Origin of the sequence: Flavobacterium sp. UBA6195, assembly GCF_002422095.1 — a bacterium.
Taxonomy (GTDB): Bacteria; Bacteroidota; Bacteroidia; order Flavobacteriales; family Flavobacteriaceae; genus Flavobacterium.
The window spans coordinates 20,934-31,912 of sequence record NZ_DITB01000106.1 but is presented as its reverse complement, the minus strand read 5'-3'; the positions used below and the strand labels follow the sequence as shown (position 1 = coordinate 31,912).

Sequence of the window (10,979 nt, the reverse complement as noted above, 5' to 3'; positions counted from 1 at the left end):
TTTGATGGTTTTACACAATTTAAATTTTCTTACGACAAAGCTGATTTTTATTTAGCACAATCTTTTTCTAGAACAGAATATCAAAGAGAAGGATTGTTCAGAAATGGAATCTATGCAAACAATTCATTTGGTAAAGGAAAAAGCATCGTTTTTGAGAATTTTGGTTTCAAAGGAGGAATTACCTACAAACTTACTGGAAAACACCTATTGGATTTCAATGGAATGTACATGACAAAAGCTCCAACTTTAAGAAGCTCATTTTCAAATGCTCGTTTAAACAACAATATAACTCCTGATTTAGTTAGTGAATCTATTGTAAGTGCTGATGGTAGTTATATCATAAGAAGTCCTAAATTCAAAAGTAGATTAACAGGTTTTTATTCAAAAATAAGTAATGCTACTGATATTTCTTTCTTTTATGCTGAAAACATAGGTGATACTGAAGGAGATGAAGATGCTTTTGTTAGTGAAATTGTTACTGGTTTAGAAAAACAAAACATGGGAGTTGAACTTGGTATAGAATATCAAATTACATCTACAATTAAAGCTACTGCTGCAGCATCATATGGTCAATATATTTACTCTAAAAATGCTAAATTAAAAACTAATGATGACGGTTTAGCTGCTTTAGGTCAAGATCCTATAAAAGATTTTGGAAAAGTATATATTAAAGATTATCATCAACCTGGAATGCCTCAAACAGCTGCGTCATTTGGTTTAGAATACCGTGACCCTCGTTTTTGGTGGGTTGGAGCCAACATCAACTATCTTGGAGATTCTTATATCGATGTTTCAAACATATTAAGAACAGATAATTTCAGTATTAACCCAGCAACTGGAGTTTCTTATCCAGGTGCTACAGATGATGCTGTTAGAAAAGTTTTAAAACAAGAAAAATTTGATAGTTTCTCAATTTTAAACTTAACTGGAGGAAAATCATGGAGAATTAGTAAAGCAAATCGTAACACTGTTGGTTTCTTTGCTTCAGTAAATAATGTTTTAGATGTTACCTATAAAACGGGTGGTTTCGAACAATCTCGTAAAGCAACATTCCCTGACTTACAACAAGATTTGGTTAGCGGAACTCGTGCTTTTGGTCCTAAATATTTCTATGGATACGGAAGAACATATTTTGTTAACTTCTATATTAACTTCTAAAAAATTGTACTATGAAAAATAATTTATTAAAGTCACTTTTCTTGTTAGTAACTTCATCAGTAGTTTTAACAAGTTGTGTTGGTGAGGATGATTATGTAATTCCAACGGTAAAAACACCTTTTTATTCTGAAGAATTTCAAGACATTCAAAATAACACTATTTTAGACCTTACGGATTGGACAAATTTTGCAGAAGCTGGTACAATTTCTTGGAAAGAAAAATCATACAGTGGTAATGGGTATGCAGAATTTAATACTTATGGTTCTGGAAATGCTTCAAACATTGGTTGGTTAATTTCACCTGCTTATGATTTATCAGGCTATGAAAGTGTAAAATTTTCATTTCAATCCGCTCAAAACTTCGTATCTGATAACGCAAACAAACTTCAAGTTTATGTTTCTTCAGATTTTGACGGAAGCAATGTAAATTCAGCAACTTGGAATGAAGTAGTATGTAGTGTTGCAAATAAAAGCACTACAGGATATTTATTTATTCCATCTGGTGAAATTAATTTAAGTGCTTATGAAGGACAAACCATTCACATTGCATTTAAAGTAACGGGTTCAGGAACTAACACTAACTTAGACGGATTATTCCAAGTGGATAATCTTTACGTATATACATCAAAATAATACGCTATGAAAAATTTAAGATTATTACTAACAATTACTGTTTTAACATCATTAGTAGGATGTGTAAATGGCGATGATTATGGAACTCCAGATTTATCAAACGAATGTATTTCTATTCCTAAGACTAAGGAAGTTTCAGAAATTACTTCACTTGCTGTAGGTACTGCTACACAATATACTACTGATGAAAATTTAGTAGATTATATTGAAGCTTATGTAACTTCAAGTGATGAAGGAGGAAACTTTTATAAGTCTATATCTATGGTTTCTACCGATGGTTCAACTGGTTTTAGTATGCCGGTAGACAATTACAACCTATATACAGAATTTGAACCAGGAAGAAAAGTTACCATCAAATTAGATAAAAATAGATATTTTAATAAACAATACGACGCTACAGTTATTGGGTCTTCATATAATGGTGGAGTAGGAAGAATTTCTGGTGTTGAATATAAAGATGTAATTTTAAGAAGCTGTGATAAAATTAATGAAGATGACATTGTAAATCATTTATCATTAAATCAAGCTCAGGCAGATCAATATATTAATAAATTGATTGAATTTGATAATGTTCAGTTTTCTGATGCAGCTTTAGGAAAAAATTACTACGATCCAAGTAATGTTAGTGGAGGAGCAACAAACCACACTATTACAGATATCTTTGGAAATAGTGTAACTATAAGAACTAGTGAATACGCAACATTTGCTTCAAAACCAATTCCTAGTGGTAGTGGTAAAATCAGATGTGTACTTACAAAATATATTAATAGTTCAGGAACTGCTTATTATCAATTTATGTTAAGAACATTAGAAGATGTAAAATTAGATCAACCACGAATCAATTTAGCTACAATTTTCAATGAACCTTTTGATACTAATTTCCCTAACTGGGTTAAACAAAATGTTAGTGGAACTACCACTTGGAATGTTCAAGCTACATTTGGTAACCCTACTTTTAATGCATTCATTAATGGGTTTGGAGTAAATAATGAAGATTGGTTAATTTCACCTTCTATTGATTTAAGTACAAATTCATTTGCAGTATTATCTTTTCAAACTAGTACTCGTTATGCAGGTCCTGCTTTAGAAGTTTATGTTTCTACTGATTATAGTTCAGGAGCACCTAGTACTGCAACTTGGACGCAATTAACTGGATTTAATTTACCTGTTTGGACTAGCGGAAGCTATACCTCTTGGAGCTTAGGCAATTCTGGAGGAATTGATATTTCATCATTCACAGGAAATTCAAATGTTCGCGTTGCTTTCAAATACAGATCAACAACTTCTTCTGCAGCTGCATGGGAAGTAGATAATGTTAAAATATTAGGTCAATAGCCATACAACTTTTAGAAAACCCTCAACTAATGTAACATTATTTGAGGGTTTTTTTATACTTCTATTTCTCGTACCTTTGTATTCTTAAAGAATGATTATGTTAGAGAAAGAAGTAATTGACTTTGAAAAATCAATAGTAGTAGGAATAGTAACCCAAAACCAAAGTGAAGATAAACTAAACGAATATCTTGACGAATTGGAATTTTTAACATTTACCGCTGGTGGAACCGTTGTCAAACGTTTCTCACAAAAAATGGATAAACCCAATCCAAAAACGTTTGTTGGAACAGGTAAACTAGAAGAAATCAAATACTTTATCAAAGATAACGATATTAAAACCGTAATTTTTGATGACGAATTAACACCTTCTCAATCGAAAAATATTACCAAAGAATTAGATTGTAAAGTATTAGACAGAACCAATCTTATCTTAGATATCTTCGCGCAACGTGCTGAAACTTCGTATGCAAGAACTCAAGTAGAATTAGCGCAATGCCAATATTTATTACCCCGTTTAACAGGAATGTGGACGCACTTAGAACGTCAAAAAGGGGGAATTGGAATGCGTGGTCCGGGAGAAACCGAAATTGAAACAGACCGTCGTATTGTGCGTGATAGAATCTCTTTGCTAAAAGATAAAATTAAAGTAATCGACAAACAAATGGCAACCCAACGAAGTAATCGTGGCGCCATGGTTCGTGTAGCTTTAGTAGGTTATACTAATGTTGGAAAATCTACTTTAATGAATGCTGTTGGAAAAAGTGATGTGTTTGTAGAAAACAAATTATTCGCAACACTTGACACAACTGTTCGAAAAACAGTAATAAAGAATTTACCGTTCCTTTTAAGCGATACGGTTGGATTTATTAGAAAACTACCAACACAATTAGTTGAGTCGTTTAAAAGCACCTTAGATGAAGTGAGAGAAGCTGATTTATTGCTTCATGTGGTAGATATTTCGCATCCCGACTTTGAAGATCATATTGCATCGGTAAACCAAATTTTACAAGACATTAAAAGTGCAGACAAACCTACGATTATGGTTTTCAATAAAATCGACGCTTTTAAATCGGTTTATTTTGATGAAAATGATTTAAGTGTTGAAAAAACCACTAAACATTATACTTTGGAAGATTGGAAAAGAACCTGGATGAGTAAATTAGGAGAAAGCAAAACACTTTTCATTTCGGCAACTGAAAAAGCAAACTTTGAAGAATTTAGAGAAAAAGTATATGAAGCTGTTAGAGAAATTCACATAACAAGATTTCCATACAACAAATTTTTATATCCAGATTATAAAGATGCCGTTGAAAACGAATAAAAAAAGACCTCAACTGAGGTCTTTTTGTTTTATTTAAGCTATTTTGAATTAGAAACCATAATTCACACCTAAACCGATAATTTGTTTGGTTTGAAAGCCTCTAAATGCATTATCATCATAAATCGTTTGAAATGCAAAGTTTGTAGAAAGGTATTTATTGATTTTCATTACAATGTTTAATTGGTAATCAATATCAACATTTTGGGCATCTTCCAAATAATTAGAATATAAATTTAAAATATTCTCAACAGAAACATTTTCCATCAATTTGAATTTATAATAACCATTAACAGCAGCTCCTAATTCGTATCTTGTTGTTTCGCCTTGCTCTACACCAAAAGACGAGCTGAATTCTGTAAAATGATCATGAACCATAATTAACTTTGAAGTAGCTGGAGCGAAATTCACCTTTAAATTATCGCTTTTTTTCCACAACATACCAGGTCCAAATTGAAAAAAGGCAGGTGAAAAGAAATGCGAAATTTTTACAGTTTGAGTGGCTGGATCTAAACCAGTATCCATTTGTGTTTTAAAGTTGAAAAAAGCAGAATAAAACCAATAACCTGAAGCTTTTTTTCCTAAAAGTGAATTAAACTCAAGTCTGTCATCTGTTTTTTGAGTATCGGCACCTTTGATTTTGGTTAAACCATAGGATACGATGATTTTGTTATCCCAATTCCAATCCCCATTTTTATAATTGAAATCGTAATTTACACCAACATTCCCAGCGAAGTTATTCTGACCACCCGCTTGCCAATTACTAAAAGATGATTGATTTGCTAATAACGTAAAAACACCTTTTCTAGTCCAATGTTTTGTTGAATCTGTAGCTGTTTCTTGTCCAAAAAGATTTGAAACTATTAATAATAGAGGGATTAAAAATTTTTTCATTTATCTATATTTTAAAATTTGAAGGAGCAAAAGTAGTTATTTACTTAAAAGCACCAAATTTTAAAGATAAAATGAAAGTATAAACGATAAAACTTATTTTTTATAGAGTGGAACTGCCGAACAAGCTTCACCAAACATAACGCTTTTAGATACTTGCATCAATTTTTGAATCGCTAAAGTATATACTTGGTTTGGAACCTGTTTTTTAGAACAACCTTTAAGAATTACCGGTTTTTGAAAATAGTCGGTATAATCCAATTTATTTAAAATATCCTGATACCATTCTATTGTAGCGAGTTCTTTATTTCCATGAATCACTTTTAGAGCATGAGGCGCCAAATGAACCGAGACTAAAGCAAAAGCCCAAGCAGGAAGTATCGCATCCGATGAACAATACAAAGCGACGTATTTGTCTTCAAATTGAGCCCAATCCATGTTTTTCAATTGTGCTCTAAAATCAGATTCTTTCAAGATAAACCCTTCCAACAACCATTGCGAAATATCTAAATCTACCACATGATTATCTGGATAGTAGTCTTCTAAATCGAATACCATCAAAGAACTTTGCGCTACTTTATTTACTATTTCGTCCATTTTTCAGTGTTCAGTGTTCAGAAATCAGTGTTCAGCAAACTGTCAACTAAAAATTGAACACTGATTACTTATTTAAAGCATTCCTAATTCTAATTTTGCCTCTTCGCTCATTAAATCTTTACTCCATGGTGGATCGAAAGTGATTTCAACTTCACATGATTTTACTGCATCAATCGATTTGATTTTTTCTTCTACTTCTTGAGGTAACGTTTCCGCTACTGGGCAATTTGGTGAAGTTAAAGTCATCAAGATTTTTACATCGTTATCTTCATTAATCATCACGTCGTAGATTAAACCTAATTCGTAAATATCTACTGGGATTTCTGGGTCAAAAATTCCTTTTAAAACTTTGACAACGTCTTCTCCTAAGTTGATTGTATCGTTAAATTCTTCCATTTTATTTTAATATTCAGTGTTCAGTGAAAAGTGTTCAGTTAATACGAAAACTTATATGTTTTCATTTATTGTTTAGCTTGAAAGGCTAAGGCATACATTTTTATTTGTTTTATCATCGAAACCAAACCGTTGGCTCGCGTTGGTGATAAATGTTCCTTTAATCCTATTTCATCAATAAAATCGGTATTCGCATCTAAAATATCCTTTGGCGATTGATTAGAAAAAGCACGGATTAAAATAGCAATAATTCCTTTGGTAAGAATCGCATCACTATCTGCTGTGAAAACAATTTTCCCATTATGTTCTTCGCCATGAACCCAAACTTTAGATTGGCAACCTTTGATGATGTTTTCGTCGACTTTGTATTGTTCATCGATTAATGGAAGCGACTTCCCTAATTCAATGATGTATTCGTAGCGTTGCATCCAGTCATCAAACATAGAGAACTCATCTACGATTTCGTTTTGTATTTTTTTAATTGTCATTCTTATCTTTTTGTTGCTTTTAAAACTACTTTATTATCGTTGTTTAAAAGATAAATTGTTTTGTTTTCAATTTCGAAATGAGAAACATTAGAAGCAATTTTAAACCAAGTCTCTTCATTTTTCAATTCATTTTCACAATATTTCTTTGTGGACATCAAGGGTGAAATAGTTATACTTTCTTTATTCAGTTTATACGTTCCTGAATACATATTACATCCCATAAAACCCGAAATTTTATCGTTATCAAAACTAATAAAATAGTTTTTTTCAGCTACATTAACTCCAACTAATTCTTCTACAACATAACTTCCTAAAATTGGATTTTTTAAAACAGAATCATCAGCAATTTTATTAATATAATCGACAAATTCTTTAATTTTAGCAGGCGGAATTGTATGATCAAATCCTTTAGTTGTATACGTTTTATCTTTCACCACGATTGTCATGTCAGCATGAGGTTTCCCATCATACGCACGCTCCATAGTTGGACCTTCTAAATCGTTGAAAGTTTTTAAATCTATTTTACTATATAATTCCGCTAACTTTTTCCATTGTGCATCTGTTAAATTGACAACACTTGGTTTTCCATCTCTTTGACTAACTAACGAGAATGTCCCATTTTCAATTGTTATCATTCTGTGATAACCTCTAGTATTAGCCCCATAAACAATTTTAACATCAGATAGTTCTTGGTCTTGCGCACAACCTTTTGAAAGGAAAATAGACAAGAAAATAGTAAGCATAATTTTCATAATTTTACTTTTTAAGATAACATCATTTGCGCTTTTTTAACCGCTTCTACAAAGATATCAATTTCTTCCTTGGTATTGTAAAAAGCAAAACTTGCTCTAATCGTTCCTGGAATATTGAAAAAATTCATAATAGGTTGGGCGCAATGATGACCGGTTCTAACCGCTATACCTAACTTATCGATAATTGTGCCAATGTCATATGGATGAATGCCTTTTATGTTAAACGAAATTACTGAAGCTTTGTTTTCACTCGTCCCGTAAATCGTTAAACCTTCGATTTCTTGTAATCTTTTGGTCCCGTAGTCCAATAATTCTTGTTCGTAAGCTGCGATATTATCAAAACCTATCGAATTCATATAATCAATTGCGGTTCCTAAAACAATTCCGCCTTCGATGTTAGGAGTTCCCGCTTCAAATTTATGGGGTAAATCTGCGTAAGTTGTTTTTTCGAATGTTACCTCAGCAATCATTTCGCCTCCGCCTTGATAGGGTGGCAATTTTCGCAACCAATCTTCTTTTCCGTATAAAATTCCCACACCTGTTGGTCCACAAACTTTATGACCTGAGAACACATAAAAATCACAATCCAAAGCTTGTACATCTGGTCGTAAATGTGGAGTTGCTTGTGCTCCATCGATTAAAACGGCTGCTCCTACTCCATGTGCTTTTTTAATGATGTATTCAATTGGGTTAACCGTTCCTAATGCATTTGAAATGTGATTAACCGTTACGATTTTCGTTTTTTCGGAAAGTAAGTTGTCGAATTCAGAAATAATCAACTCTCCTTTTTCATTCATTGGGATTACGACCAACTTTGCTCCAGTTCTCTCACACAAAAATTGCCAAGGCACAATATTACTGTGGTGTTCCAATACCGAAACCATCACCTCATCGCCTGCTTTTAGCAAACTTGCAAAACCATTCGCTACCAAGTTAATCCCGAAAGTGGTTCCCGAAGTAAAAATGATTTCGTGATTGTGTTTCGCATTTAAGTGATTTTGAATCGTATTTCGCGACACTTCATAAGCATCGGTAGCCAATTGACTCAACGTATGCACACCACGGTGAATATTCGCATTGATTTCGCTGTAATATTTGGAAATAGCATCGATAACCACTTGTGGCTTTTGCGAAGTAGCTCCGTTATCAAAATACACCAAGGGTTTACCATTTACTTTTTGCGATAAAATGGGAAAATCAGCTCTTACTTTTTGAACATCAAACATATTGATATTTTTTATTTTTTATAAAACAAAACCGCAATAAAGCGGCTTTATATACTACAAATCAAATCCCATATTTACGCCTAATTTATCAGCAATAATTCTACCGATTTTAGCTTTTAATTCTGGTATTTTGATACTATTTGTTACTTCGCTTGTAAAGGCATACATCAACAAAGCTTTGGCTTCTTTTTTAGGAATTCCACGTTGTTGCATGTAGAACATCGCGCTTTCATCTAATTGTCCAATCGTACAACCGTGCGAGCATTTTACATCATCAGCAAAAATTTCCAATTGCGGTTTTGCGTTGATAGTCGCTTTATCGCCAATTAAAATGTTGTTGTTTTGTTGGAATGCATCGGTTTTTTGCGCTTCTTTTTCAACGAAGATTTTTCCATTGAAAACTCCAGTTGAATTGTCATGCAAAATCGTTTTATAATTTTGGTGACTTTCGCAATTTGGAGTTGCATGTTGTACCAATGTATAATGATCTACGTGTTGTTTATCGCCAATAATGGTAATTCCTTTTAACGTTGAATCGATTCGTTCTCCTTGATGATAGAAATTCAAGTTGTTTCTGGTGATGTTTCCACCAAACGAAAACGTATGTACTGCTACTCTACTCTCTTGCTTTTGCGCAATGTACGTATTGTCAATCAAATTCGCAGTTTGTACATCGTTTTGAACTTTGTAATAGTCAACAATCGCGCGTTTTTGAGCAAAAATTTCGGTTACCGAGTTGGTTAAAACGGGATTAGAATTTAAACTTTGATGACGTTCTACGATTTGCACGTGAGCGTTTTCTCCAACGATGATTAAGTTTCGAGGTTGCACCATCAAAGCCGCTTCATTTCCGGTTGAGAAATAGATGATTTCGATTGGTTTTTCAACCACTTTACTTTTTGGAATGTTGATATAAGCACCTTCCAATGAAAAAGCCGTATTTAGAGAAGTCAAACTCTCTTCTTTACTCGCAATTTGATTAAAATAGGTATCGATTACCATTTTATATTTAGGTTTGGTCAATGCCGAAGCCATCAAACAAACATCTAAACCATCATGTGTAGTAGAAGACAAAAACGAACTGAAAATTCCGTCGATGAAAACTACTTTGTAGGTGTCAATTTCGTGTAAGAAATACTTTTTTACGTCTTTAAATTCGATGGCGTTATCCTTTTTTGGGAAAACCGAAAAGTCATTTTTTAAAATCGCATTTAATGACGTGTATTTCCAAGCTTCCTCTTTTTTGGTTGGGAAACCTTTGTTTTCGAAATTTTTTATGGCGTGATTTCGAACTTCGTGCAAATCTTCATTGTCTTTGATTTTCTCTTCAAAGGCCATGAAAGAAGCTATCATTTTATCTTTTAATTCCATTGTATTTAGTGTTCAGTCGCAGTGTTCAGTCGCAGTGTTCTGATAACTGTGACTGAGACTGTAAACTCTAGTTCAATTCATTCTTTATCCAATCGTATCCTTTTTCTTCCAACTCTAAAGCTAAATCTGCTCCACCCGTTTTTACGATTTTTCCGTCCATTAAAACGTGAACGAAATCTGGAACGATATAGTCTAACAAACGTTGGTAGTGCGTAATCACTAATACCGCGTTGTTTTCGTTTTTCAATTTGTTTACACCGTTAGCTACGATTCGTAACGCATCGATATCCAAACCTGAATCGGTTTCGTCCAAAATTGCGATTTTTGGTTCTAACATCGCCATTTGGAAAATCTCGTTACGTTTCTTCTCACCACCCGAAAAACCTTCGTTTAGAGAACGCGATAAGAATTTTCTATCCATTTCTAACAATTCTGATTTCTCACGGATTTTCTTTAACATTTCATTCGCTGGCATTTCTTCTTCACCATTCGCTTTGCGCTTTTCGTTGATAGCGGTTTTGATGAAATTCGTTACCGAAACACCTGGAATTTCCACTGGATATTGGAACGACAAGAACACGCCTTTGTGTGCTCTTTCTTCTGGAGCTAATTCTGAAATTTCTTCACCATCTAAAAAGATTTCGCCTTCCGTTACTTCGTAATTTTCATTTCCGGCAATGATAGAAGATAAAGTTGATTTTCCGGCACCATTTGGTCCCATAATCGCATGTACTTCTCCTGCTTTAATTTCAAGATTAATTCCTTTTAATATGTCTTTGTCTTCTACCGAAGCGTGTAAGTTTTTTATCTGTAACATT

11 protein-coding genes and 1 pseudogene are annotated in these 10,979 nt (G+C 33.2%); 4 read left to right on the top strand and 8 right to left on the bottom strand.

The annotated features are described in order from the left end of the window. The 4 genes and pseudogenes from B4I81_RS09695 to hflX form a co-directional block, all read left to right on the top strand. Nucleotides 1-1,158, top strand: a pseudogene (locus tag B4I81_RS09695) (TonB-dependent receptor); the annotation flags it as partial. Nucleotides 1,159-1,169: 11 nt separating this feature from the next. Continuing rightward, nucleotides 1,170-1,790 (top strand): choice-of-anchor J domain-containing protein, encoded by a 621-nt coding sequence (locus tag B4I81_RS09690; protein ID WP_291110119.1) that lies wholly within the window; start codon nucleotides 1,170-1,172, stop codon nucleotides 1,788-1,790. Nucleotides 1,791-1,796: 6 nt separating this feature from the next. Beyond that, nucleotides 1,797-3,125, top strand: coding sequence for a DUF5689 domain-containing protein (locus tag B4I81_RS09685; RefSeq protein ID WP_291110117.1), 1,329 nt, complete (start codon nucleotides 1,797-1,799; stop codon nucleotides 3,123-3,125). Between the two features lie 97 nt (nucleotides 3,126-3,222). After that, entirely contained in the window at nucleotides 3,223-4,446 is a 1,224-nt protein-coding gene (hflX, locus tag B4I81_RS09680) for a GTPase HflX (RefSeq protein ID WP_291110115.1), read from the top strand. A gap of 48 nt (nucleotides 4,447-4,494) precedes the next feature. On the opposite strand, the gene B4I81_RS09675 is transcribed toward hflX, so the two are convergent. The 8 genes from B4I81_RS09675 to sufC all read right to left on the bottom strand — a co-directional run bounded on the left by B4I81_RS09675 (nucleotide 4,495) and on the right by sufC (nucleotide 10,978). Further along, a complete protein-coding gene (locus B4I81_RS09675) occupies nucleotides 4,495-5,337 on the bottom strand; it encodes a DUF3078 domain-containing protein (protein WP_291110112.1) in 843 nt (280 codons plus the stop codon). Between the two features lie 93 nt (nucleotides 5,338-5,430). Further along, nucleotides 5,431-5,931, bottom strand: a complete 501-nt coding sequence (locus B4I81_RS09670; protein ID WP_291110109.1) for a DUF2480 family protein — start codon at nucleotides 5,929-5,931, stop codon at nucleotides 5,431-5,433. A gap of 72 nt (nucleotides 5,932-6,003) precedes the next feature. Continuing rightward, on the bottom strand, nucleotides 6,004-6,327 hold the full coding sequence (locus tag B4I81_RS09665) for an SUF system Fe-S cluster assembly protein (RefSeq protein WP_194093730.1): 324 nt from the start codon (nucleotides 6,325-6,327) through the stop codon (nucleotides 6,004-6,006). 65 nt (nucleotides 6,328-6,392) lie between these two features. Continuing rightward, nucleotides 6,393-6,812: a SufE family protein gene (locus tag B4I81_RS09660; protein ID WP_291110107.1), complete on the bottom strand. Its 420-nt coding sequence runs from the start codon at nucleotides 6,810-6,812 to the stop codon at nucleotides 6,393-6,395. A gap of 2 nt (nucleotides 6,813-6,814) precedes the next feature. Continuing rightward, a complete protein-coding gene (locus B4I81_RS09655) occupies nucleotides 6,815-7,564 on the bottom strand; it encodes an META domain-containing protein (RefSeq protein ID WP_291110104.1) in 750 nt (249 codons plus the stop codon). Nucleotides 7,565-7,575: 11 nt separating this feature from the next. Beyond that, on the bottom strand, nucleotides 7,576-8,790 hold the full coding sequence (locus B4I81_RS09650) for an aminotransferase class V-fold PLP-dependent enzyme (RefSeq protein ID WP_291110102.1): 1,215 nt from the start codon (nucleotides 8,788-8,790) through the stop codon (nucleotides 7,576-7,578). Nucleotides 8,791-8,844: 54 nt separating this feature from the next. Beyond that, nucleotides 8,845-10,161, bottom strand: a complete 1,317-nt coding sequence (sufD, locus tag B4I81_RS09645) for a Fe-S cluster assembly protein SufD (RefSeq protein ID WP_291110100.1) — start codon at nucleotides 10,159-10,161, stop codon at nucleotides 8,845-8,847. Between the two features lie 67 nt (nucleotides 10,162-10,228). Then, nucleotides 10,229-10,978 (bottom strand): Fe-S cluster assembly ATPase SufC, encoded by a 750-nt coding sequence (gene sufC / locus B4I81_RS09640; protein WP_026725388.1) that lies wholly within the window; start codon nucleotides 10,976-10,978, stop codon nucleotides 10,229-10,231. Nucleotide 10,979 lies beyond the last annotated feature (1 nt).

What these genes read in the sequence shown, in the direction of transcription:
- B4I81_RS09690 (WP_291110119.1), top strand. Translation starts at nt 1,170, where the DNA reads ATGAAAAATAATTTATTAAAGTCACTTTTCTTGTTAGTAACTTCATCA.
- B4I81_RS09685 (WP_291110117.1), top strand. Translation starts at nt 1,797, where the DNA reads ATGAAAAATTTAAGATTATTACTAACAATTACTGTTTTAACATCATTA.
- hflX (WP_291110115.1), top strand. Translation starts at nt 3,223, where the DNA reads ATGTTAGAGAAAGAAGTAATTGACTTTGAAAAATCAATAGTAGTAGGA.
- B4I81_RS09675 (WP_291110112.1), bottom strand. Translation starts at nt 5,337, where the DNA reads ATGAAAAAATTTTTAATCCCTCTATTATTAATAGTTTCAAATCTTTTT.
- B4I81_RS09670 (WP_291110109.1), bottom strand. Translation starts at nt 5,931, where the DNA reads ATGGACGAAATAGTAAATAAAGTAGCGCAAAGTTCTTTGATGGTATTC.
- B4I81_RS09665 (WP_194093730.1), bottom strand. Translation starts at nt 6,327, where the DNA reads ATGGAAGAATTTAACGATACAATCAACTTAGGAGAAGACGTTGTCAAA.
- B4I81_RS09660 (WP_291110107.1), bottom strand. Translation starts at nt 6,812, where the DNA reads ATGACAATTAAAAAAATACAAAACGAAATCGTAGATGAGTTCTCTATG.
- B4I81_RS09655 (WP_291110104.1), bottom strand. Translation starts at nt 7,564, where the DNA reads ATGAAAATTATGCTTACTATTTTCTTGTCTATTTTCCTTTCAAAAGGT.
- B4I81_RS09650 (WP_291110102.1), bottom strand. Translation starts at nt 8,790, where the DNA reads ATGTTTGATGTTCAAAAAGTAAGAGCTGATTTTCCCATTTTATCGCAA.
- sufD (WP_291110100.1), bottom strand. Translation starts at nt 10,161, where the DNA reads ATGGAATTAAAAGATAAAATGATAGCTTCTTTCATGGCCTTTGAAGAG.
- sufC (WP_026725388.1), bottom strand. Translation starts at nt 10,978, where the DNA reads ATGTTACAGATAAAAAACTTACACGCTTCGGTAGAAGACAAAGACATA.